A 22,642-nucleotide genomic window follows, 5' to 3' on the forward strand; every position below is an offset into this window, starting at 1 on the left:
CCGGCCCCAAATCCGTTTTGGCCGGAGGCGCCGGCTTGGGACAATCGCTCCCATGGGACACGTCGAGATTTCGCACCTTGAGTACTACCTGCCGGACGGACGGGTGCTGTTCGACGACGCGTCCTTCCGGGTCGGCGAGGGCGCCGCGGTCGCCCTGGTCGGGGCCAACGGCGCCGGCAAGACGACGCTGCTGCGCATGATCGCGGGCGACATCCAGCCGCACGGCGGCTCGGTGACGATCAGCGGCGGGCTCGGCGTGATGCGCCAGTTCGTCGGCACCACCGGCCGCGAGGACCAGTCGGCCACCCCCGGCGCGCTGCCGGCCGACGCCTCCGTCCGCGACCTGCTGGTCTCCGTCGCCCCCGAGCGGATCGCCACCGCCGCCCGCGCGGTGGACGCCGCCGAGCTCGCGATGATCGCGCAGGACGACGAGAAGACCCAGATGGCCTACGCCCAGGCGCTCTCCGACTGGGCCGACGTCGGCGGCTACGACTACGAGACCGACTGGGACGTCTGCACCATGGCGGCCCTCGGCGTGCCCTTCGACAAGGCCCAGTGGCGCGGCCTGAACACCCTCTCCGGCGGCGAGCAGAAGCGGCTCGTCCTGGAGACGCTGCTGCGCGGCCCGGAGGAGGTGCTCCTCCTCGACGAGCCGGACAACTACCTGGACGTCCCGGGCAAGCGCTGGCTGGAGGAGGCCATCAAGACCACCTCGAAGACCGTGCTGTACATCTCACACGACCGCGAGCTGCTCTCGAAGACCGCGGACAAGATCATCGCCGTCGAGTCCGGTGCGGCCGGCAGCAGCGTGTGGGTGCACGGCGGCGGCTTCGACAGCTTCCACGAGGCCCGCAAGGACCGCTTCGCGCGCTTCGAGGAGCTGGGCCGGCGCTGGGACGAGGAGCACGCCAAGCTCAAGAAGCTGGTCGTCACCCTGCGCCAGGCCGCCTCCGTCAGCCACGCGCTCGCCACCCGCTACGCCGCCGCCCAGACGCGGCTGAAGAAGTTCGAGGAGGCCGGCCGTCCGGAGGAGCCGCCGCGTGAGCAGAGCATCACCATGCGGCTCAAGGGCGGGCGCACCGGCGTGCGGGCCTTCACCATGGAGCAGCTGGAGCTCACCGGCCTGATGCAGCCCTTCGACCTGGAGGTCTTCTACGGCGAGCGGGTCGGGGTGCTCGGCGCCAACGGCGCCGGCAAGTCGCACCTCCTGCGGCTGCTGGCCGGCGACGAGACGGTCGCGCACACGGGGGCGTGGAAGCTCGGCGCCCGGGTCGTCCCGGGCCACTTCCGGCAGACGCACGCCCACCCGGAGCTGTTCGGGCGCACCGTCCGCTCGATCGTGGAGGAGGAGCACGCGCTCAGCCGCGGCGCCGCGATGGGCGCGCTGCGCCGGTACGAGCTGGACCGGCAGGAGGAGCAGAAGTTCGAGTCGCTGTCCGGCGGCCAGCAGGCCCGGCTGATGATCCTGAAGCTCGAACTCTCCGGCGTGACGGCCCTGTTGCTCGATGAGCCGACCGACAACCTGGACCTGGAGAGCGCCGAGGCGCTGCAGGCCGGGCTGGAGGCCTTCGAGGGCACGGTGCTGTGCGTCACCCACGACCGGTGGTTCGCCCGGACCTTCGACCGCTACCTGGTGTTCGGGGCCGACGGCCGGGTGTTCGAGTCGCCCGAGCCGGTCTGGGACGTCACCCGGGTCGAGCGCGAACGCTGAGTGACGGGGCGGCGTGCCCCCGGCCGGCGGCAGCGGGATTTTGACCCCTTCCCGCCCGCCCGGTAACCTGGACGCTTGATGTGCGTATTGGCTCGCTCTATCTCACGTGAGAGGTCGGTACGCCGGAGACATCAGGTCGACGACCAGCGATCACCCTTGAATTGCGTCCAAGGTTGATCAGGCTGCTCTTCCGTCCGGGTGCTCCTGTCAGGACTCACTCACTGAAAAGCGAAGGCTACGACCGTGCGTACGTACAGCCCCAAGCCCGGCGACGTCCAGCGTCAGTGGCACGTCATCGACGCGACCGACGTCGTGCTCGGCCGCCTGGCCTCCCAGGCCGCCAACCTCCTCCGGGGCAAGCACAAGGCGATCTACGCGCCGCACGTTGACACTGGTGACTTCGTCATCATCATCAACGCCGACAAGGTGCACCTGTCCGGCAACAAGAAGACCCAGAAGCTGGCCTACCGCCACTCGGGCTTCCCGGGCGGTCTGCGCTCGGTGCGCTACGACGACCTGCTGGCGAACAACCCGGAGAAGGCCGTCGAGAAGGCCATCAAGGGCATGATCCCCAAGAACAGCCTGGGCCGTCAGATGCTCTCGAAGCTGAAGGTCTACTCGGGCGACCAGCACCCCCACGCTGCCCAGCAGCCGGTGCCGTTCGAGATCACCCAGGTCGCGCAGTAATTCGGCCACCAAGCCCCCCAACACTGAAAAGAGCTGAGGAACACCGTGGCCGAGACCACTGAAACCCTTGAGGTCGACTTCGACGAGACCGTCGTCGAGGGCGAGTACACCTCCGAGGAGAGCTACACCTCCGAGTCGCTGGCCGGCCGCTTCGGCGAGGCCGTCCCCGGCGCCGGCCTGGGCCGTCGCAAGGAGGCGATCGCCCGCGTGCGCATCGTCCCCGGCACCGGCCAGTGGAAGATCAACGGTCGCACCCTCGAGGGCTACTTCCCCAACAAGGTGCACCAGCAGACCGTGAACGAGCCCTTCAAGCTCCTTGAGCTGGACGGCCGTTACGACGTCGTCGCCCGCATCAGCGGTGGCGGCGTCTCCGGCCAGGCCTACGCGCTGCGCCTCGGCGTGGCCCGTGCCCTGAACGAGGCCGACGTGGACAACAACCGCGGCGCGCTGAAGAAGGCCGGCTTCCTGACCCGTGACGCCCGCGCCGTCGAGCGCAAGAAGGCCGGTCTGAAGAAGGCCCGCAAGGCGCCGCAGTACAGCAAGCGCTAATCGCGTCCCAGGGGGTGCGTACCGCCCTGGCGGCGCCGCCCCCTGGTTTTGCGCAACCGTCGCCCCGGAGTACCACGTGTACTCCGGGGCGACGCGTTCCCCGGCTACTGTGCGGCGGCCGGGGACCGAGTGGACTTCCGGGACTGGTTGATGGAGGACGGGACAGTGGGACGACTCTTCGGTACGGACGGCGTGCGCGGAGTGGCCAACGTGGGCCTGACGGCGGAGCTCGCGCTCGGCCTGTCGGTCGCGGCGGCCCACGTGCTCGGCGAGGCCGGCGCCTTCGACGGCCACCGGCCGGTCGCGGTGGTCGGCCGCGATCCGCGGGCGTCGGGCGAGTTCCTGGAGGCCGCGGTCATCGCCGGCCTGGCCAGTTCCGGCGTCGACGTGCTGCGCGTCGGCGTGCTGCCCACCCCGGCCGTGGCGTACCTCACCGGCGCACTCGGCGCCGACTTCGGCGTGATGCTCTCCGCCAGCCACAACGCGATGCCCGACAACGGCATCAAGTTCCTCGCCCGCGGCGGCCACAAGCTGGACGACACGATCGAGGACGCGATCGAGGCCCACTACCGCGCCCACACCCTCGGCGGCGAGGAGTGGAACCGTCCGACCGGCGCGGCCGTCGGCCGGGTGCGCGAGTACACCGAGGGCTTCGACAAGTACGTCGCCCACCTGATCGGCGTCCTGCCCAACCGCCTGGACGGCATCAAGGTCGTCATCGACGGCGCCCACGGCGCCGCCGCCTACGTCGCCCCCGAGGCCTTCGCCCGGGCCGGCGCAGAGGTCGTCCACACCCTGGGGGCGGAACCCACCGGCCTCAACATCAACGACGGCGTCGGCTCCACCCACCTGGACCGGCTGCGCACCGCGATGAAGGAGTACGAGGCCGACCTCGGCATCGCCCTCGACGGCGACGCCGACCGCTGCCTGGCCGCCGACGCCGACGGCAACGAGGTGGACGGCGACCAGATCATCGCCATCCTCGCCGTCGCCATGAAGGAGGCCGGCACCCTTCGCCGCAACACCGCGGTCGCCACCGTGATGTCCAACCTCGGCTTCAAACTGGCGATGGAGCGCGAGGGCGTCGACCTGGTGGAGACCGCCGTCGGTGACCGCTACGTGCTGGAGGCGATGAAGGAGCACGGCTTCGCGCTCGGCGGCGAGCAGTCCGGCCACGTCATCCTCCTGGACCACGCCACCACCGGCGACGGCACCCTGACCGGCCTGATGCTGGGCGCCCGCCTGGCCGCCACCAAGCAGCCGCTGGCCGACCTGGCCGCCGTGATGACCCGGCTGCCGCAGGTCCTGATCAACGTCAAGGGCGTCGACAAGAGCCGCGTGAAGACCAGCACCGAGCTGGCCGCCGCGGTCGCCGAGGCCGAGGCCGAGCTGGGCTCCACCGGCCGGGTGCTGCTGCGCCCGTCGGGCACCGAGCCGCTGGTGCGCGTCATGGTCGAGGCCGCGGACGCCATCCAGGCCGAGGGCGTCGCCGCCAAGCTGGCCGAGGCCGTGCGGACGCACCTGGGCTGAGCCCGGACGTGACGAAGGCCCCCGCCACGGCCCCTTGGAATCCAAGGGGCCGTGGCGGGGGCCTTCGCGGTCTGTTCCGGGGCGTCAGAGCTTGCGCAGCAGGGCCCGGCGGACCTTGTGGTCCGGGCCCTTCTGCAGGACCAGGGTGGCCCGGCCGCGGGTCGGCAGCACGTTCTCCAGCAGGTTGGGCTTGTTGATGGTGCGCCAGACCTGCCGCCCGTAGTCCATCGCCTCCTCCTCCGGCACCTCGGTGAAGCGGCGGAAGTAGGAGTTCGGGTCCTGGAAGGCGGTCTCGCGCAGCTTGCGGAAACGGTCCAGGTACCAGTGCTCGATGTCGTCGGTGCGGGCGTCGACGTAGATCGAGAAGTCGAAGTAGTCGGCCACCGCCAGGCGGGTCCGGCCGTCGGTGCCGGGCAGGGCGGGCTGGAGGACGTTCAGGCCCTCGACGATCAGGATGTCCGGGCGCTCCACGGTGAGCCGCTCGTCCGGCACGATGTCGTACACCAGGTGCGAGTAGACCGGGGCACTGACGCGGTCCTTGCCCGCCTTCACGTCCGCGACGAAGCGCATCAGCGCGCGGCGGTCGTAGGACTCGGGGAAGCCCTTGCGGGCCATCAGGCCCCGGCGGCGCAGCTCGGCGTTGGGCAGCAGGAAGCCGTCGGTGGTGACCAGTTCGACCCGCGGGTGCTCGGGCCAGCGGGCCAGCAGGGCCTGCAGCAGCCGTGCGGTGGTCGACTTGCCGACCGCGACGGAGCCGGCCACGCCGATGATGAACGGCGTGCGGGTGCGCTCGGTGTCCGGGGTGTCCAGGAACGTGCCCAGCGCGCCCCGCAGGTCGTGCGTGGCGTGGATGTACAGGTTCAGCAGCCGGGACAGCGGCAGGTAGACGTCCCGGACCTCGTCCAGGTCGAGCGCTGTGCCGAGACCGCGCAGCCGCTCGACCTCCTCGGCGGTCAGTGGCAGCGGCGTACGCTCGCGAAGAGCGCTCCACTCGGCCCGGCTGAGGTCCACGTAGGGGGACGGTGACGGGCCGGGGGTGGTCGCGCCCCGTGTACAGAGTTCGGTCAGCACATGCTCCATTGTGAGCCGTGGCGGGGTTCACGGTGGTTGTGGTGTCGGTCACGCACTGTTCGCGAAAGGTGGGAAAACGGGCCCAGACCCGCCCTTATGCTGGCACGCATGTGCGGAATTGTTGGATACGTGGGCGCGCAGTCCGCCCTCGACGTAGTAATCGCAGGCCTGCAGCGACTGGAGTACCGGGGCTACGACTCCGCCGGTGTCGCCGTGCAGGTCCAGGGCTCCGACGGGCAGTGGAGCCTCGCCACCGACAAGCGGGCCGGCAAGCTCGCCAACCTGGAGAAGTCGCTCGCCGAGTCCCCTCTGCCCGGCGGCACCACCGGCATCGGCCACACCCGCTGGGCCACCCACGGCGGCCCGACGGACGCCAACGCCCACCCCCACCTGGACGACGACGGCCGCGTGGCCGTCGTGCACAACGGCATCATCGAGAACTTCGCCCAGCTGCGCGCCGAGATCGCCGAGCGCGGCCACACCCTGCGCTCCGAGACCGACACCGAGGTCGTGGCGCACCTGCTCGGCGAGGCCTACCAGGGCGACCTCGCGGAGGCCATGCGGGTGGTCTGCCGCCGGCTGGACGGCGCCTTCACCCTCGTCGCCGTGCACGCCGACATGCCGGACGTCGTCGTCGGCGCCCGCCGCAACTCGCCGCTGGTCGTCGGGCGCGGCGAGGGCGAGAACTTCCTCGCCTCGGACGTCGCCGCGTTCATCGCGCACACCCGCGAGGCCGTCGAGCTGGGCCAGGACCAGGTCGTCGAGCTGCGCCGCGACGGCGTGACCGTCACCAACTTCGACGGCACCCCGGCCGACGTGCGCGAGTACCACGTCGACTGGGACGCCTCCGCCGCCGAGAAGGGCGGCTACGACTACTTCATGCTCAAGGAGATCGCCGAGCAGCCGAAGGCCGTCGCCGACACCCTCCTCGGCCGGATCGGCACCGACGGTCGCCTGACCCTCGACGAGCTGCGCATCTCCGACGCCGACCTGCGCTCCGTCGACAAGGTCGTCATCGTCGCCTGCGGCACCGCGTTCCACGCCGGCATGATCGCCAAGTACGCGATCGAGCACTGGACCCGCATCCCCTGCGAGGTCGAGGTCGCCTCGGAGTTCCGCTACCGCGACCCGATCATGGGCCCGGGCACGCTGGTCATCGCGATCTCGCAGTCCGGCGAGACCATGGACACCCTGATGGCCCTGCGGCACGCCCGCGAGCAGGGTGCCAAGGTGCTGGCGATCTGCAACACCAACGGCTCGACGATCCCGCGCGAGTCGGACGCGGTGCTGTACACGCACGCCGGTCCCGAGGTCGCCGTCGCGTCGACCAAGGCGTTCCTCACCCAGCTGGTCGCCTGCTACCTGGTCGCCCTGTACCTGGGTCAGGTCCGCGGCACCAAGTGGGGCGACGAGATCTTCACGATCATCCGCGAGCTCGGCGACGCGCCGAAGCAGGTCGAGCAGGTGCTGGAGACGATGGAGCCGGTGCGCGAGCTGGCCCGCTCGCTGGCCGACGCCCGCTCGGTGCTGTTCCTCGGCCGCCACGTCGGCTTCCCGGTGGCCCTGGAGGGCGCGCTCAAGCTCAAGGAGCTCGCCTACATGCACGCCGAGGGCTTCGCGGCCGGCGAGCTGAAGCACGGCCCGATCGCGCTCATCGAGGAGGGGCTGCCGGTCGTCGTGGTCGTGCCCTCGCCGCGCGGGCGCTCGATCCTGCACGACAAGATCGTCTCCAACATCCAGGAGATCCGCGCCCGTGGCGCCCGGACGATCGTGATCGCCGAGGAGGGCGACGAGGCGGTCGTGCCGTACGCCGACCACCTGATCCGCATCCCGGCCACCCCGACGCTGCTCCAGCCGCTGGTGTCCACCGTCCCGCTCCAGGTCTTCGCCTGCGAGCTGGCCACGGCCAAGGGTCACGAGGTCGACCAGCCGCGGAACCTGGCGAAGTCCGTCACGGTCGAGTAGTCCCGGCTCCTCTCCACGGCGCCCCTGCGGTCACCGCAGGGGCGCCGTGTCGAACGTGAAGGCAGAAGGGTTTCGGCAGGTCGACCCGCCTGACGTGGAGCTCCTCGAAGGCTTCCCGGGCCGCGGTACGGGCGAACCACGCGACCGCGTGCCCGTGACGGCCGCCCGCTGACGGCACGACGGCGATCTCCTCTTCGAGCTGGAAGAGCTCGGATTCGAAGAACCGGGGCACATGCAGCCTCAGGAACGCCTGGAGCAGGTCCACGCGCGACACCACAGGCGTACGGACCGGTGCCGGTGGGGATCGAAGTAGGGTCACTCGCAAGTGTGCCGCGGGCCGGCGTCGGCGTCTGCTGAAGGAGCTTCCGAATGCGTCATGCACACCGTGTGGAAGTCGTCCGGGCCGCCGAAGGCGAGCTGATGGCCCGCCTGCCGGACGGGACGCTCATGCAGCGGGCGGCCGCGGGGCTCGCGGCGACGTGCGCGCGGCTGCTGACGGGCCGTCGGGGCCGGGTGTACGGCAGCCGGGTGGTGGTGCTCGCGGGCAGCGGGGACAACGGGGGTGACGCCCTGTACGCCGCCGCCGCGCTGGCCCGGCGCGGTGCGCGGGCGACGGCAGTACTGCTCACGCCCGAACGGGCGCACGCGGGCGGGCTCGCCGCGGTGCGGGCGGCAGGTGGACGGGTGGTCGTGGAGCAGGAAGTCGGCCTGGCCGACTTCTCACGCGCGGACCTGGTGTTGGACGGGATCGTCGGCATCGGCGGACGCGGCGGGTTGCGGCCCGGGGCGCTGCCGTACGCACAGGCCGCCCGGCGCGGCCTGGTGGTGGCCGTGGACCTGCCGAGCGGGGTCGACGCCGACACCGGTGAGGTGCCGGGCGGAGCGCTGCGCGCCGACGTCACGGTGTGCTTCGGAACGTACAAGCCCGGCCTGCTGGTCGACCCGGGTGCCTCGCACGCGGGGACCGTCCGACTCGTCGGGATCGGGCTGGAACTGCCGGAGGCGGACGTGACCGCCCTCCAGCACGCGGACGTGGCGGCGCTGCTGCCCGAGCCGGGCGTCGAGAGCGACAAGTACCGGCGCGGCGTCGTCGGCGTGGCGGCGGGGTCGGCGACGTACCCCGGCGCGGCGCTGCTGGCCGTCGCCGCGGCGCTGCGCGGCGGCGCGGGCGCCGTCCGGTACGTCGGCGCGGCGGCCGAGGAGGTCGTGCGGCGCTTCCCCGAGACGCTCGTCACCGAGGGCGGGCCGCACGGCGCCGGACGGGTGCAGGCGTGGGTGGTCGGCCCGGGCGGCGGCGAGACCGCTCGGCAGACCCTCACCGAGGCGCTCGCGAGCGACGTCCCGGTGCTGGTCGACGCGGACGGGCTGACCGAACTCGGCCGCCTCGGCCCGGCCGCCCTGGCCGGCCGCACCGCGCCCACCCTGCTCACCCCGCACACCGGCGAGGCCGCCCGCCTGCTCGCCGGCGCCGACGGCACACCACCCCCGGCCGCCGACGACCTGGCCGCCGCCCGGCTGACCACCGCCCGCCGCCTGGCCGCCGCCTACCGGGCGACCGTCCTGCTCAAGGGGTCCACGACGGTGATCGCCGACCCCGGCGGCGCGGTCCGCGTCAACCCGACCGGCACCTCCTGGCTGGCGACCGCCGGCAGCGGCGACGTCCTGGCAGGCCTCGCCGGCTCCCTCCTCGCCGCCGGTCTGACCCCACTGGACGCCGCCTCGGCCGCCGCCTACCTCCACGGCCTGGCCGGCCGCCGGGCAGCGGGCACACCGGGCGCCCCGGCGACGGCGCTGGCGGTGGCCGAGGAGCTGCCGGCGGCGTGGCGGGACGTACGGGAGGGTTAGGACGCGGCCTACCTCCAAGCCGGTGTGCCCGGCGCTCCGGGGCTGAGGGTGAGGAGCGGGAAGTCGGTGCGGCCGACTTCTCGCGTGCTGCTCTGGTGCCGGGCTTGGATCTCGCGTCGGCGGGCAGCGGGCGCGGAGCGGGAGCGGGAAGTCGGTGCGGCCGACTTCTCGCGTGTGGAGGGAAGCGGAACCGGGGGTGGGGACCGGGGCGTCCGTGGAAGCGGAGAGCCGGTCCGGTGCAGGTCGGAGCAGCGGGTGGACGGCGGCCGTGGGTCGCCGCGCCGACGGGGCGTTCGGCGAGGACTCCGGGACGTCTGGGAGACTGACCCTGATGACAACTGCGAAGACGGCCGGCTCGGCCACCCTCACCGACGGCGTACGGGCCGAGGCGACCATCGATCTGGGCGCCCTGCGCGGCAACCTCGCCGCGCTGCGCGAACGCGTCGGAAACGCGGCGGTGATGCTCGCGGTCAAGGCGGACGCCTACGGCCACGGCGCGGTCGCGTGTGCCCGCGAGGCGGTCGCGAACGGGGTCGGGTGGCTGGGCTGCGCGACGCCCGAGGAGGCACTGGCACTGCGGGCCGCGGGCATCCGCCCGGAGCAGGCCCGCGTCCTGTGCTGGCTGTGGACGCCGGGCGGCCCGTGGCGGCAGGCACTCCTCTCCGACCTGGACATCTCGGTCAGCGGCCAGTGGGCGCTCGACGAGCTGCTCCCCGCGGTCCGCGAGACCGGCATCCCGGCCCGCGTGCACCTGAAGGCGGACACCGGCCTCGGCCGCAACGGCTGCCAGCCGCACGACTGGCCGGCCCTGGTCGACGCCGCCCGCCGCGCCGAGGCCGAGGGGCTGCTCACGGTCGTCGGCGTCTGGTCGCACTTCGCCGCCGCAGACGAGCCCGGGCACCCGTCGATCCAGGCCCAGCTGGACGCCTTCCACACCGCGCTGGCGTACGCGGAGGCCGCCGGGCTGCGCCCCGAGGTGCGGCACCTGGCGAACTCGCCGGCCGCGCTGCTGCTACCGGAGTCGCACTTCGACCTGGTCCGTACGGGCCTGGCCGCGTACGGGCTGTCGCCGGTGCCCGAGGTGGGTTCGCCAGCCGACTTCGGGCTGCGCCCGGTGATGTCGCTGAGGGCGCGGCTGGCGCTGGTGAAGCACGTGCCGGGCGGGCACGGGGTCAGCTACGGCCACCACTACACCACCCCGGGGCCGACCACGCTGGGGCTCGTCCCGGTGGGCTACGGCGACGGCGTCCCGCGGCACGCGAGCGGCACCGGTCCGGTGCAGATCGGCGGCAAGTGGCGCACGGTGGCGGGCCGGGTCGCGATGGACCAGTTCGTCGTGGACCTCGGCGGGGACACCCCGCAGGTCGGCGACGAGGTGCTGCTGTTCGGCAGCGGTGAGCGCGGCGAGCCGACCGCGGAGGACTGGGCCCGGGCCTGCGGCACCATCGCGTACGAGATCGTGACCCGGATCGGCGCCCGGGTGCCGCGGCGCCACCTGGACGGCACGGTCGGCGCATGACGGAGTCCGACGGCCCGGTCGGGGCGGCCGCCAGGGCGGCGTCCGGGGTGAGCCGGGCGGGCGTGATCGGGATCTCGGTCGGCGTACTGGCGGCGGGGGCCGCGGCCGGCGTGGCGATCGAACGGCTGACGGTCGGCCGGGCGACCCGCCGCCGGGCCCGGGCCGAGCTGGACGCCGGTGCGCCGTACGGTTCGCTGCGCGGGCGCCCGCGGACGGTGGCCGCACCGGACGGCACCGAGCTGTACGTCGAGCTGGACGGTACCGGCTGGGACGACGCGGGCGACGCCGCCGAGCCGCTGACCGTGGTCTTCAGCCACGGCTACTGCCTGAACCAGGACAGCTGGCACTTCCAGCGGGCCGCGCTGCGCGACGGTTTGCGGCTGGTCTTCTGGGACCAGCGCAGCCACGGCCGTTCGGAGCGCTCCCGCTCCTACCTGGCCGGGGAGCCCGCGAGCATCGACCAGCTGGGCGGGGACCTCAAGGCGGTGATCGACGCCGTCGCGCCGACCGGGCCGCTGGTGCTGGTCGGCCACTCGATGGGTGGCATGACGGTGATGGCGCTGGCCGACCAGCACCCGGAGCTGTTCCGCGAGCGCGTGGCCGGGGTGGCGCTGGTGGGCACGCTGGCGGGGAACTGGGACCAGGTCAGCCTGGGCCTGCCGTCGGCGGGCGCGAAGCTGTTCAAGCGGGTCGCGCCCGGGGTGGTCAAGCTGCTGGGCCGTCAGGTGGAGCTGGTGGAGGCGACCCGCCGGTTCGGCTCGGACGTCGCGGCCGTCTTCTACCGGAAGTTCTCGTTCGGCTCGAAGGACGTCGACCCGGGTGTGGTGCGCTTCGCCGAGCAGCTGCTGGACGCCACGCCGATCGACGTCGTCGCCGAGTTCTACCCGGTGTTCGGCGCGCACGAGAAGACCGCCGCGCTGGCGGCTCTGCGCGGCTTGCCGGCGCTGGTGCTGGCCGGCGCCAAGGACCTCCTGACGCCGCCCGCGCACAGCGAGGCGATGGCCGAGCAGCTGCCCGGCGCCGAACTGGTGATCGTCGAGGGCGTCGGCCACCTGGTGATGCTGGAGCGCCCGGAGCTGGTGGACCGCCACCTGGCCGTGCTGCTGAGGCGGGCCGCGGAGTTCGGCGGGGCCGCCGAGCCGCCGCCGTCCGTCCTCGATTCGGTCTGAGGGGCGGCCGGGGACCGCGGCGCGCGCCGGGCCGCGGATGTGGCACGGTAGCGGGGGCGGCCGGTGGTCGGCGCGCCCGGTACGGACCGAAGGGCAAGACACGCGCATGGGCTCGCACGCCACTCTCACCGTCCCCACCCCGGAGCGGATGGGCCGGCTCGGCCGGGAGCTGGCCGCGCTGCTGAGGCCGGGGGACCTGGTGCTCCTTTCGGGTGAGCTGGGCGCCGGGAAGACGACGCTGACCAGGGGACTGGGGGAGGGCCTCCAGGTGCGTGGCGCGGTGACCTCGCCGACCTTCGTGATCGCCCGGGTGCACCCGTCGCTGGTGGGCGGTCCGGCACTGGTGCACGTGGACGCGTACCGGCTGGGCGGCGACCTGGACGAGATGGAGGACCTCGACCTCGACGTGTCGTTGCCGGAGTCGGTGGTCGTGGTCGAGTGGGGCGAAGGCAAGGTCGAGCGGCTGTCCGAGGATCGCCTGGAGGTGCGGATCGAGCGGGCGATCGGCGACACCGCGGGCGAGGACCACGACCCGCGCCGGGTGCTGCTGACCGGTATCGGGGCGCGCTGGGAGGACGTCGAGCTGGCGAAGCTGGCGTGACGGCCCGTCGGACCGTCCGAGGGCTTCGCCGCCCGTTTGCCGACAGGCTGTCGGGAAAGTGTTGCGAGGGGGGCACCGGGCGTGATGGGATGGGTGCTGCGGTTAGGTCTGCCTAACTAGGGAGGCGCCATGTCGAGCACCACCCCCGCCCCGGAGCGCGCCGTGCGCACCGCCGGGGCCGGAGAGTCCGCCCGTCGCGCTCCGGGGGAGCCGATGCGGGCGCTGCTGGCCGCGTGCGCCGCGGCCGAGGCGGTGTCCACCCCGCCCGAACCGGCGCCGCGCCGGGCCGACGGCGCCGAGACGGACACGCCCCGCGCGGCCTGACGGCCCCGGTCGGACGGGCCCGCCTCAGGCGACCACGACCACCTTGGTGTCCTTCGGCGCGAAGTCCCACAGCAGCTGACCGTCCTGGCGGGAGCTGCGGATGCCGCCGGTCTTGGCCTTGGGGTCGGCGGTCGGCGTCGCGCCGTCCACCGCCGCGCTGAAGCCGAACACCACACCGTTCTGCTGCGCGAAGCGCACCACGTGCTCGATCTGCTTGCCGTCCGTCCCGGTGGTGGTGGCCGTGCGGCTGTACACCGGGTACGCGCCGGGGGTCGGCTCGACCGTGCCCGGGGTGACCGGGAACGCCGCGACCACCTGCGGGTTCTTCTTCGGCTCGATCAGCCACACGTAGTGGCTGGAGACCGAGTAGACGACCCGCGTGCCGGTGCCCGAGGAGGCCGGCAGCGTCGGTGCCGCCGGGGTCGGGGTCGTGCTCGGCGCCGCCGAGGTGGCCGGCCCGCCGGCCGTCGCGGTGGCGGTCGGCCGCGCGGCGACCGCGCGGCCCTGGGCGCCGTTCGCCTGGAAGGCCAGCAGGCTCACGACCGCCAGGGCTCCCAGGGTCAGCCCCGTGACCACCACTCCAGGACCCATCTTCGCCACTGCCGCTCCCGCCGCCGTCCGCTGTACGTACCGCCCTAATCGTGCCAGGTCCCCCGGGTCGCTCCGCAGCGGCTCGGACGTGTGTTCCGCACTGGTACGCCGTCTCGATCGGCCGGTCGGGTCAACGGCGGTCTAACCTTGACCCGTGCTGCTGCTCGCGTTCGACACCGCTACCCCCGCCGTCACCGCCGCCGTCCACGACGGCGCGGCCGTCCTCGCCGAGACCGACCAGGTCGACGCCCGGCGCCACGGCGAACTGCTCCTGCCCGCCATCGACCGGGTGCTACGGACGGCCGGCGTCGACAAGCATCAGCTCACCGGCATCGCGGTCGGCGTCGGCCCGGGCCCGTACACCGGCCTGCGGGTCGGCCTGGTGACCGCCGCCGCGCTCGGCCACGCGCTCGGCCTGCCGGTGCACGGCGTCTGCACCCTGGACGCGATCGCCTTCCAGGCGCGCGCCGAGGGCCTGGCCGGCCAGCCGTTCACGGTGGCCACCGACGCGCGCCGCAAGGAGGTCTACTGGGCCTCCTACGACGCCGACGGCCGCCGCACCGAGGGCCCCGGCGTGGACCGCCCGGCCGAACTCACGCCGCAGCCGCGTTCGGTCGGCGCCGGCGCGCTGCTCTACCCCGACGCCTTCCCGGGCGCGCACGGTCCCGAGCACGTCTCGGCCGGCGCCCTGGCGGGCTTCGCCGCGGCCGAGCTGGCAGCCGGGCGCGAGCTGCTGCCGAACGTGCCGCTGTACCTGCGCCGCCCGGACGCCCAGGTGCCGGCCGGCTACAAGGCGGTGCTCCCGGCGTGAACCACGGCACCACCCTGCGCCCGATGCGCTGGTGGGACATCGAGCCGGTGATGGAACTGGAGCTGCGGCTCTTCCCGGAGGACGCCTGGTCCCACGGGATGTACTGGTCCGAGCTGGCCGAGACCCACCCCGGCGGCACCCGCCACTACACCGTGGCCACCGCCGCGGACGGCACGATCGTCGGCTACGCCGGACTGATGGCGATCGCCGGCGAGGGCGACGTCCAGACCATCGCCGTCGACGAGCGCCACCAGGGCGCCGGCCTCGGCGCGGCGCTGCTCACCGACCTGATCCGGGAGTCCGCCCGGCGCGGCTGCGCCGAACTGCTGCTGGAGGTGCGGGTGGACAACCCGCGCGCCCAGCGGCTGTACGAGCGCCACGGCTTCCAGCCGGTGGGCATCCGGCGCGGCTACTACCAGCCCGCCAACGTCGACGCGCTGGTGATGCGCCTCGACCACCCCAGCACCGACAGCACCGACCCGAAGGACATTGAGGACACCCGCCATGGCTGACGAACCGCTCGTCCTCGGCATCGAGACCTCCTGCGACGAGACCGGCGTCGGCATCGTGCGCGGCACCACGCTGCTGGCCGACGCGGTCGCCTCCAGCGTCAACGACCACGCCCGCTTCGGCGGCGTCGTCCCGGAGATCGCCAGCCGGGCCCACCTGGAGGCGATGGTCCCGACCATCCAGCGCGCCCTGGACACCGCCGGGGTCAAGGCGAGCGACCTCGACGGCATCGCCGTGACGGCGGGCCCCGGCCTGGCCGGCGCGCTGCTGGTCGGCGTCAGCGCCGCGAAGGCGTACGCCTGGGCGCTCGACAAGCCGCTGTACGGGGTCAACCACCTCGCCTCGCACATCTGCGTCGACCAGCTGGAGCACGGCCGGCTGCCCTCGCCGACGATGGCACTGCTGGTGTCCGGCGGCCACTCCTCGCTGCTGCTGAGCGAGGACATCACGACCGACGTCCGCCCGCTCGGCGCGACCATCGACGACGCGGCCGGCGAGGCCTTCGACAAGGTGGCCCGGGTGCTCGGCCTGGGCTTCCCCGGCGGCCCGATCGTGGACCGCACGGCCCGCGAGGGCGACCCCGAGGCGATCGCCTTCCCGCGGGGCCTGAGCGGCCGGAACGACCCCGCGTACGACTTCTCCTTCTCGGGCCTGAAGACCGCCGTCGCCCGCTGGGTGGAGGCCAAGCGCCGGGTCGGCGAGGAGGTGCCGATCGCCGACGTGGCGGCGTCCTTCCAGGAGGCGGTCACCGACGTGCTCACCCGCAAGGCCGTCAAGGCGTGCAGGGACAACGGCGTCGACCACCTGATGATCGGCGGCGGGGTCGCGGCCAACTCGCGGCTGCGCGAGATGGCCCAGCAGCGCTGCGACCGGGCCGGGATCCGGCTGCGGGTGCCGCGGCCCGGCCTGTGCACCGACAACGGCGCGATGGTGGCCGCCCTGGGCTCCGAGATGGTGTGGCGCGACCGCGCACCGTCCGCCTTCGACCTGTCGGCGGACTCCTCGCTGCCCGTCACCGACGTCCATGTCCCGGCCGCGGACCTCCACCACGGCGACGTCCACGGCCAGGCGTACGACGCCCTCGGCGGCGGTGCCGCGTGACCGTCGCCATGATGTGGGAGGCCCGCGCCGCCGACGGCCGCGGGGCCGAACTGGCCTCCTGGGCACGGGAGACGGCGATCCCGGCACTGCGCGGCTCGGCGGGCCTGGAGCGCCTCGAACTGTTCGGCGCCCCCGGAGAGCGGGTGCTGCTGATCGCCTGGTGGAGCGGCGAGCCGGTGCCCGTCGCCGAGCCGCCGGCCGAGCTGCTCGGCCGTCCGGTGCACCGCTGGTCCTTCATCAGCGAGCACGTCGAGTAGGCCGGTACGGGAACCGCGCGCCAGGCCACTACCGTGCTAGCTGAGAAACGGCGGACGGACCAGGAGCGCGGTGCGGTGAAGCAGGACGGCCGGAACAGGACCAAGGCGTACGCGGCGGGGGCGCTGGCCCTGCTGGCCCTCGCCACCGGGTGCGGCGGCAACGGGGACGGCGCCGCCGCCCCGGCACCCACGAGCGCGGCCCCGGCCGGGGGCCGACCCTCCGGCGGCGCCGCACCGACCGCCGCGGCGACCACGCCCGCGGCGGCGCAGGCCGCTGGCGACGCCGCGTGGGCGAAGTGGAACCTCAAACCGCTGGCCCCGGCTCCCGCCCCGCCCGCCGACAAGCCCGTCAAGCTCGAACGGACCGGCACCGTACCGGTGTTCAGCGACGTGAAGACGAGCGACAAGGTCGTCTTCATCACCATCGACGACGGCGCCGAGAAGGACCCAAAGTTCGTCGAGATGCTGACCGACCTCAAGGTGCCGATCACGATGTTCCTGACCAAGGACATCGTCAAGAACGACTACGGCTACTTCAAGCCGCTCCAGGCGCTCGGCAACCACATCCAGAACCACACCGTCACCCACCCGGTGATGAGCAAGCTCACGCCGGACAAGCAGAAGTCCGAGATCTGCGAGGACCAGAGCGCGCTCACCCAGCAGTACGGCACCGCGCCGCTGCTGTTCCGCCCGCCGTTCGGGGACGGCGCCAACACGCCGACGCTCAACACCTCGGTGCAGGAGTGCGGTCCACGGGCGATCGTGCTGTGGCGCGAGTCGATGCAGATCCACGACATGCAGTACCAGGCGGCGGACAAGAAGCTGAAGCCCGGCGACATCATCCTGGCCCACTTCCGCGGGCCGAAGGAGCTCAAGGGCGCCACGATGACCCAGATGTTCGGCGAACTGCTGGCCCGGATCCAGGAGCAGGGCTTCTCGGTGGCCCGGCTGGACGACTACGTCCAGCCGCCGGCGTAGCCGTCCGGCCGGTCCGCCCGGCCCGGCCGCTCAGACCGGCTGACCGAGCATCATCAGCGGGCCGTGGTCGGTGCGGCTGAGGATCACCGTGACGGAGTTCGGCCCGGAGGGCTTGAGCTGGCGGCGCAGCTCCTCCGGGGTGATCGCCATCCCGCGCTTCTTGATCACCACCGTGCCGACCCCGCGCTCGCGCAGCAGGGCCTTCAGCTTCTTGATGTGGAAGGGCAGCACGTCGGTCAGCTCGAAGGCGTGCGCGTACGGCGTCGGGACCAGCTCGTCCGAGGTCAGGTAGGCGATCTTCGGGTCGATCAGCCGCCCGCCCACCTGCTCGGCCACCTCGGCCACCAGGTGGGCGCGGATCACGGCGCCGTCCGGCTCGTACAGGTAGCGGCCGACCGGCCCGGCCGCGGGGTCGGGCAGGTCGCCGCCGGTGAGGCTCGCGGCGTGCGGCAGCAGGGTCGCGCGGTGCGGGTGGGCGGCCTTGGTGCCGAACCAGAGCACCGCCTCCTTCACGTCCCCGTGGTCCGAGACCCACTCGGCCTCGGCGTCCTCGGGGACGGCCTCGTGCGGGATGCCCGGCGCGACCTTCAACGCGCCGATCGGGGTCCGGCGGCCGGCTCGGACGGCCCACGAGAGCGGCGGGGCGTACGCCTCCGGGTCGAACACCCGGCCGCGCGCCGTCCGTCGCGCCGGGTCGGTGAACACCGCGTCGTACCCGGTGACGTCCACGTCGGTGACGTCCGCGCAGCGCACCTCGACCAGGTCGGCGAGGCCCAGCGCGGCGGCGTTGGCGGCGGTGGCCGCGCAGGCGGCCGGGTCCCGGTCGACGGCCAGCACCTCGATCCCGGCCCGGGCCAGCGCCAGGACGTCCCCGCCGATCCCGCAGCACAGGTCGGCCATGCGCCGCACCCCGAGCCCGGCGAAGCGCTGCGCGCGCCACTCGGCGACGCTGCGCCGGGTGGACTGCTCGACGCCGTTGGGCGTGAAGTACATCAGGTCGGCGTCCGCCCCGAACTTCGCGCGGGCGCGCTGGCGCAGCCGCGCCTGCCCGAACGCCGCCGACACCAGGTCGGCCGGGTGCTCGCGCCGCAGCCGGGTGGCCAGCGCGAGCTCCTCCTCGGGCGTGAACTCGCGCAGTGCGGCGAGCAGGTCCTGTCCCTCGGGGGTCAGCAGCGGCTGGAGGTTCTCGGTGTCCACGGGGCCATTCTCGCCGGTCGGGGCGGGTGGTGGCCGGTCCCGGGCGGTCGCGCCGGGCCGCGCGGGACGGCGGCCGCTCGTCCGCGGGCCGGGACGGCGGGGCGCGCCGTTGGCACTCTGGTTGACTGAGTGCTAACACAGGCCTATGGTCGTCCTTGGCACTCTCCACCTGGGGAGTGCTAACGCGAAGACGCGTGCCTGACCCCCGCGACGGCAGGCCCGCAGGTTCGCCCCTTACCCGTTAGAAAACCCCGTAATCTCCGAAGGGGAGCTCGGACGTGACCACCAGCAGCAAGGTTGCCATCAAGCCGCTCGAGGACCGCATCGTGGTCCAGCCGCTCGACGCCGAGACCACCACGGCCTCCGGCCTGGTTATCCCGGACACCGCCAAGGAGAAGCCCCAGGAGGGTGTCGTCCTGGCCGTCGGCCCGGGCCGCTTCGAGGACGGCCAGCGTCTGCCGCTCGACGTCGCCGTCGGTGACATCGTCCTGTACTCGAAGTACGGCGGCACCGAGGTGAAGTACCAGGGCGAGGAGTACCTCGTCCTCTCCGCCCGCGACGTTCTCGCCATCATCGAGAAGTAAGTCGTTCCGACCCGCCCCGGATCCGTGTCCCAAGTGACAGGGGCCCGGGGCGTGGTTGTTGGTTCACGTAGTTCGGCGGCCGGTGGGCCGGCCGCAGCCCCGAGGGAATAGGGAACATGGCGAAGATCCTGCAGTTCGACGAGGACGCCCGCCGCTCGCTGGAGCGCGGTGTCAACAAGCTGGCCGACACCGTCAAGGTGACCATCGGCCCCAAGGGCCGCAACGTCGTCATCGACAAGAAGTTCGGCGCCCCGACCATCACCAACGACGGCGTCACCATCGCCCGTGAGGTCGAGCTGGACGACCCGTACGAGAACCTTGGCGCGCAGCTCGTCAAGGAGGTCGCCACCAAGACCAACGACGTCGCGGGCGACGGCACCACCACCGCCACCGTGCTGGCCCAGGCCCTGGTCAACGAGGGTCTGCGCAACGTCGCCGCCGGTGCCGGCCCGGCCGCCCTGAAGAAGGGCATCGACAAGGCCGTCGCCGCCGTCTCCGAGCACCTGCTCTCGGTGGCCCGCGAGATCGAGGGCAAGGACGACGTCGCCGCCGTCGCGTCCCTCTCCGCCCAGGACACCCAGGTCGGCGAGCTGATCGCCGAGGCGATCGACAAGGTCGGCAAGGACGGTGTCATCACCGTCGAGGAGTCGAACACCTTCGGCGTGGAGCTCGAGTTCACCGAGGGCATGCAGTTCGACAAGGGCTACCTGTCGCCGTACTTCGTCACCGACGCGGAGCGGCAGGAGGCGGTCCTGGAGGACCCGTACATCCTGATCCACCAGGGCAAGATCTCCGCGATCCAGGAGCTCCTGCCGCTGCTGGAGAAGATCCTGCAGGGCGGTGCCTCGAAGCCGCTGCTGATCATCGCCGAGGACGTCGACGGCGAGGCGCTGTCGACCCTGGTGCTGAACAAGATCCGCGGCATCTTCAACGCCGTCGCCGTCAAGGCCCCGGGCTTCGGCGACCGCCGCAAGGCGATCCTCGGCGACCTGGCCACCCTGACCGGCGGCACCGTGATCTCCGAGGAGGTCGGCCTCAAGCTCGACCAGGCCGGTCTGGACGTGCTGGGCAGCGCCCGCCGCGTGACCATCACCAAGGACGAGACCACCATCGTCGAGGGCGCCGGCGACGCCGAGGCCGTGGCCGGCCGCGTCGCCCAGATCAAGGGCGAGATCGCCGGCACCGACTCCGACTGGGACCGCGAGAAGCTGCAGGAGCGCCTGGCCAAGCTGGCCGGCGGCGTCTGCGTCATCAAGGTCGGCGCCGCCACCGAGGTGGAGCTGAAGGAGCGCAAGCACCGCCTGGAGGACGCCATCTCGGCGACCCGTGCCGCGGTCGAGGAGGGCATCGTCGCCGGCGGTGGCGCCTCCCTGGTGCACGCCGCCAAGGTGCTGGACGGTGGCCTGGGCCTGTCGGGCGACGAGGCCACCGGTGTCGCCGTGGTCCGCAAGGCGCTGCACGAGCCGCTGCGCTGGATCGCCCAGAACGCCGGCCTGGAGGGCTACGTCATCACCTCCAAGGTCGCCGAGCTGGAGGCCGGTCAGGGCTACAACGCGGCCACCGGCGAGTACGGCGACCTGGTGAAGGCCGGCGTCATCGACCCGGTCAAGGTCACCCGCTCCGCCCTGGAGAACGCCGCCTCGATCGCCTCCCTGCTGCTCACCACCGAGACCCTCGTGGTGGAGAAGAAGGAGGAGGCCGCGGACAACGGTCACGGCCACTCGCACGGCGGTCACGGCCACTCGCACTGAGGCCCGTGAAGTGGACCGGAGGCCCGGTCCGCCCCCATCCTGGGAGGCGGGCCGGGCCTCCGGCGTTCGGGCCCGGAGTCCGCTTGAAGACTCAACTATCAGGGAAATTTTGCGTTCAGCAAAGATTGCCTTATAACTGAGGCATGATCGAGGCCCGCCACCTGCGCGTCCTGCGTGCCGTCGCCCGCACCGGCTCCTTCTCCGCCGCCGCCCGCGAGCTGGGCTGCACCCAGCCCGCCATCAGCCAGCAGATGAAGGCCCTGGAGAAGTCCGTGGACACCCCGCTGGTGGTCCGTTCGGGCCGGGGCATGCAGCTGAGCGAGGCCGGACGGGTGCTCCTCAAGCACGCCACCGGGATCCTGGCCGGGCTGTCGGCGGCCGAGGAGGAGGTCGCGGCCATCGCCGGGCTGCGGGCCGGGCGGGTGCGACTGGTGTCCTTCCCGACCGCGAGTTCCACCCTGGTGCCGCCCGCCGTCGCCCGCCTGCGGGACAGCCATCCGGGTGTGCGCGTGTCGCTGGTCGAGGCGGAGCCGCCGGAGTCGCTGGCGATGTTGCGCGGCGGCGAGTGCGAGATCGCGCTGGCCTTCCGCTATCCGCAGTCCGAGGGCGCCGCCGTCCTCCCGGTGCCCGCGCACGGAACGCCGCGCGAGGCGCGGGCCGAGGCGAACCTGGAGGCGCAGCAGCTGAGCGCCGGCACCGACTGGTCCGACCTGGTGGTCACGCCGCTGCTGGACGACCCGCTGGTGGGCCTGCTGCCGGCCGCGCACCCGCTGGCGGGGCGCGGCGGCGCGGTGGAGCTGGCCGAGCTGGCGGGGGAGCAGTGGATCGCCGGCTGCCCGCAGTGCCGCGGGCACCTGGTGGAGCTGTGCGCCGGGGCGGGGTTCGAGCCCCGGATCGACTTCGCGACGGACGACTACCCGGCGGTGGTCGGCCTGGTGGCGGCCGGGCTGGGGGTGGCGGTGCTGCCGCGGCTGGCGCTGGAGTCGGTGCGGCCTGACGGGGTGTCGACGGCGCCGGTGCGGACGGCCTCGGGGACGCCGGCGGTGCGGCAGGTGGTCGCGCTGACCCTGCCGGACCTGGCCGAGGTGCCGGCCGTGGCGCTGATGCTGGAGCGGCTCGCGGGGGCCGCCGGGGCCCGCTGACACAGGGTCACCGGTCGGAGGCTTGAAGCGCCGCGAAGAAACGTTTCTCCACGGCGCAGCCTCGGCGTGGCGCTAACGCTGGGCGACCGTCGGTGCGACCAGTGGGACCTCCACCAGCCGGTGGCGCGAGCGCCCGAGCATCTCTTCGCGCTCGTCCTCGGTCATTCCGCCCCAGACGCCGTACGGCTCGCGGACCGCCAGCGCGTGCGCCGCGCACTCGGCGATCACGGGGCAGCGCGTGCAGACCTCCTTGGCACTGGCCTCGCGCGAGCTCCGCGCGGCCCCTCGTTCGCCTTCGGGGTGGAAGAAGAGCGAGCTGTCCACGCCACGGCAGGCTGCGGAGAGCTGCCAGTCCCAGAGGTCCGCGTTGGGACCGGGGAGGCGGGAGAAATCTGCCATGGCTCATTCCCTTCAGAGGCTCGTCGGCCGCGGGCCGGCCCCAGCGGATCTCGCTGCGGGCGTGGCGGGGCGTCGATGCACTGGTGTGGACACCTGGAAATATGACTTAAGGCAACTCCATGGACAAGTCACCCACAGAGTGGCACAACAGTCAATGACCATACGAAAGCTATAAAAACGGGCGAAGTGGGCATGGACTTTCGCAGGCACAGGCGTGGCAATCGGGTGGCCCGAGGGGCGCACGGAGCCCGCGCCGGTGTGCGGGTCGCACGCCGACCGCGCGCGAGCTGCACAAAAGTGCGGCGTGTGCACCGCGATGCGGCTGATCGGTAATGGGTTGGCCACGTACA

At 72.9% G+C, this 22,642-nt stretch carries 23 protein-coding genes; 18 read left to right on the forward strand and 5 right to left on the reverse strand.

What is annotated here, in order from left to right:
- The first annotated feature begins 52 nt into the window (after positions 1-52).
- From AB0C76_RS09815 to glmM, 4 genes are all read left to right on the forward strand, one after another.
- On the forward strand, positions 53-1,711 hold the full coding sequence (locus AB0C76_RS09815; protein WP_359962292.1) for an ATP-binding cassette domain-containing protein: 1,659 nt from the start codon (positions 53-55) through the stop codon (positions 1,709-1,711).
- Between the two features lie 243 nt (positions 1,712-1,954).
- Positions 1,955-2,398 carry a 50S ribosomal protein L13 gene (gene rplM / locus AB0C76_RS09820; RefSeq protein ID WP_030055846.1) on the forward strand — a complete coding sequence of 148 codons (444 nt, stop codon included), beginning with the start codon at positions 1,955-1,957 and terminating at the stop codon, positions 2,396-2,398.
- A gap of 45 nt (positions 2,399-2,443) precedes the next feature.
- Complete coding sequence (gene rpsI / locus AB0C76_RS09825) at positions 2,444-2,947, forward strand: 30S ribosomal protein S9 (protein WP_224273932.1); 504 nt, start codon at positions 2,444-2,446, stop codon at positions 2,945-2,947.
- A gap of 165 nt (positions 2,948-3,112) precedes the next feature.
- Positions 3,113-4,477: a phosphoglucosamine mutase gene (gene glmM / locus AB0C76_RS09830; RefSeq protein WP_359962295.1), complete on the forward strand. Its 1,365-nt coding sequence runs from the start codon at positions 3,113-3,115 to the stop codon at positions 4,475-4,477.
- A gap of 84 nt (positions 4,478-4,561) precedes the next feature.
- Here glmM and coaA read toward each other — a convergent pair whose 3' ends face one another.
- Entirely contained in the window at positions 4,562-5,557 is a 996-nt protein-coding gene (coaA, locus tag AB0C76_RS09835; protein ID WP_359962297.1) for a type I pantothenate kinase, read from the reverse strand.
- 99 nt (positions 5,558-5,656) lie between these two features.
- Here coaA and glmS point away from each other — a divergent pair, with 99 nt between their 5' ends.
- Positions 5,657-7,513 (forward strand): glutamine--fructose-6-phosphate transaminase (isomerizing), encoded by a 1,857-nt coding sequence (gene glmS, locus AB0C76_RS09840; protein WP_359962300.1) that lies wholly within the window; start codon positions 5,657-5,659, stop codon positions 7,511-7,513.
- Here glmS and AB0C76_RS09845 read toward each other — a convergent pair.
- Positions 7,500-7,778: a hypothetical protein gene (locus AB0C76_RS09845; protein ID WP_359962303.1), complete on the reverse strand. Its 279-nt coding sequence runs from the start codon at positions 7,776-7,778 to the stop codon at positions 7,500-7,502. The two genes, glmS and AB0C76_RS09845, sit on opposite strands and share 14 nt — an antisense overlap.
- Before the next feature lie 104 nt (positions 7,779-7,882).
- Here AB0C76_RS09845 and AB0C76_RS09850 point away from each other — a divergent pair, with 104 nt between their 5' ends.
- The 5 genes from AB0C76_RS09850 to AB0C76_RS09870 all read left to right on the forward strand — a co-directional run bounded on the left by AB0C76_RS09850 (position 7,883) and on the right by AB0C76_RS09870 (position 12,971).
- Positions 7,883-9,358, forward strand: coding sequence for an NAD(P)H-hydrate dehydratase (locus tag AB0C76_RS09850; protein WP_359962305.1), 1,476 nt, complete (start codon positions 7,883-7,885; stop codon positions 9,356-9,358).
- 331 nt (positions 9,359-9,689) lie between these two features.
- Positions 9,690-10,877: an alanine racemase gene (alr, locus tag AB0C76_RS09855; RefSeq protein ID WP_359962307.1), complete on the forward strand. Its 1,188-nt coding sequence runs from the start codon at positions 9,690-9,692 to the stop codon at positions 10,875-10,877.
- A complete protein-coding gene (locus AB0C76_RS09860) occupies positions 10,874-12,046 on the forward strand; it encodes an alpha/beta hydrolase (protein WP_359962310.1) in 1,173 nt (390 codons plus the stop codon). Before alr ends, AB0C76_RS09860 begins: the two co-directional genes overlap by 4 nt.
- Positions 12,047-12,152: 106 nt before the next feature.
- Positions 12,153-12,647 carry a tRNA (adenosine(37)-N6)-threonylcarbamoyltransferase complex ATPase subunit type 1 TsaE gene (gene tsaE / locus AB0C76_RS09865; RefSeq protein WP_359962313.1) on the forward strand — a complete coding sequence of 165 codons (495 nt, stop codon included), beginning with the start codon at positions 12,153-12,155 and terminating at the stop codon, positions 12,645-12,647.
- A 129-nt stretch (positions 12,648-12,776) separates the two neighbouring features.
- Positions 12,777-12,971, forward strand: coding sequence for a hypothetical protein (locus AB0C76_RS09870; protein WP_359962316.1), 195 nt, complete (start codon positions 12,777-12,779; stop codon positions 12,969-12,971).
- Between the two features lie 24 nt (positions 12,972-12,995).
- Here AB0C76_RS09870 and AB0C76_RS09875 read toward each other — a convergent pair whose 3' ends face one another.
- The gene (locus AB0C76_RS09875; RefSeq protein ID WP_359962462.1) at positions 12,996-13,562 is read right to left on the reverse strand and encodes a hypothetical protein; all 567 of its coding nucleotides are present in this window, start codon (positions 13,560-13,562) and stop codon (positions 12,996-12,998) included.
- Positions 13,563-13,716: 154 nt separating this feature from the next.
- On the opposite strand from AB0C76_RS09875, the gene tsaB reads away from it, so the two are divergent.
- The 5 genes from tsaB (at position 13,717) to AB0C76_RS09900 (ending at position 17,219) form a co-directional block, all read left to right on the forward strand.
- Positions 13,717-14,373 carry a tRNA (adenosine(37)-N6)-threonylcarbamoyltransferase complex dimerization subunit type 1 TsaB gene (tsaB, locus tag AB0C76_RS09880; RefSeq protein WP_359962319.1) on the forward strand — a complete coding sequence of 219 codons (657 nt, stop codon included), beginning with the start codon at positions 13,717-13,719 and terminating at the stop codon, positions 14,371-14,373.
- A gap of 23 nt (positions 14,374-14,396) precedes the next feature.
- Positions 14,397-14,885 carry a ribosomal protein S18-alanine N-acetyltransferase gene (gene rimI / locus AB0C76_RS09885; RefSeq protein WP_359962465.1) on the forward strand — a complete coding sequence of 163 codons (489 nt, stop codon included), beginning with the start codon at positions 14,397-14,399 and terminating at the stop codon, positions 14,883-14,885.
- Positions 14,878-15,984, forward strand: a complete 1,107-nt coding sequence (gene tsaD, locus AB0C76_RS09890) for a tRNA (adenosine(37)-N6)-threonylcarbamoyltransferase complex transferase subunit TsaD (RefSeq protein WP_359962322.1) — start codon at positions 14,878-14,880, stop codon at positions 15,982-15,984. The genes rimI and tsaD overlap by 8 nt, the downstream gene beginning before the upstream one ends.
- Entirely contained in the window at positions 15,981-16,241 is a 261-nt protein-coding gene (locus tag AB0C76_RS09895) for a hypothetical protein (RefSeq protein WP_359962325.1), read from the forward strand. Before tsaD ends, AB0C76_RS09895 begins: the two co-directional genes overlap by 4 nt.
- 75 nt (positions 16,242-16,316) lie before the next feature.
- Entirely contained in the window at positions 16,317-17,219 is a 903-nt protein-coding gene (locus tag AB0C76_RS09900; RefSeq protein ID WP_359962328.1) for a polysaccharide deacetylase family protein, read from the forward strand.
- Positions 17,220-17,249: 30 nt separating this feature from the next.
- Here AB0C76_RS09900 and AB0C76_RS09905 read toward each other — a convergent pair whose 3' ends face one another.
- Entirely contained in the window at positions 17,250-18,416 is a 1,167-nt protein-coding gene (locus tag AB0C76_RS09905) for a class I SAM-dependent methyltransferase (protein ID WP_359962331.1), read from the reverse strand.
- Between the two features lie 278 nt (positions 18,417-18,694).
- Here AB0C76_RS09905 and groES point away from each other — a divergent pair, with 278 nt between their 5' ends.
- The 3 genes from groES (at position 18,695) to AB0C76_RS09920 (ending at position 21,893) form a co-directional block, all read left to right on the forward strand.
- Complete coding sequence (gene groES, locus AB0C76_RS09910) at positions 18,695-19,000, forward strand: co-chaperone GroES (protein ID WP_014136232.1); 306 nt, start codon at positions 18,695-18,697, stop codon at positions 18,998-19,000.
- A gap of 116 nt (positions 19,001-19,116) precedes the next feature.
- Positions 19,117-20,751 (forward strand): chaperonin GroEL, encoded by a 1,635-nt coding sequence (groL, locus tag AB0C76_RS09915; RefSeq protein WP_359962334.1) that lies wholly within the window; start codon positions 19,117-19,119, stop codon positions 20,749-20,751.
- 143 nt (positions 20,752-20,894) lie between these two features.
- Positions 20,895-21,893 (forward strand): LysR family transcriptional regulator, encoded by a 999-nt coding sequence (locus tag AB0C76_RS09920; protein ID WP_359962337.1) that lies wholly within the window; start codon positions 20,895-20,897, stop codon positions 21,891-21,893.
- A gap of 72 nt (positions 21,894-21,965) precedes the next feature.
- Here AB0C76_RS09920 and AB0C76_RS09925 read toward each other — a convergent pair whose 3' ends face one another.
- Positions 21,966-22,292 (reverse strand): WhiB family transcriptional regulator, encoded by a 327-nt coding sequence (locus AB0C76_RS09925; protein ID WP_359962339.1) that lies wholly within the window; start codon positions 22,290-22,292, stop codon positions 21,966-21,968.
- Between the last annotated feature and the right edge of the window lie 350 nt (positions 22,293-22,642).

It is taken from the genome of Kitasatospora sp. NPDC048722 (genome assembly GCF_040650235.1).
Lineage (GTDB): Bacteria > Actinomycetota > Actinomycetes > Streptomycetales > Streptomycetaceae > Kitasatospora.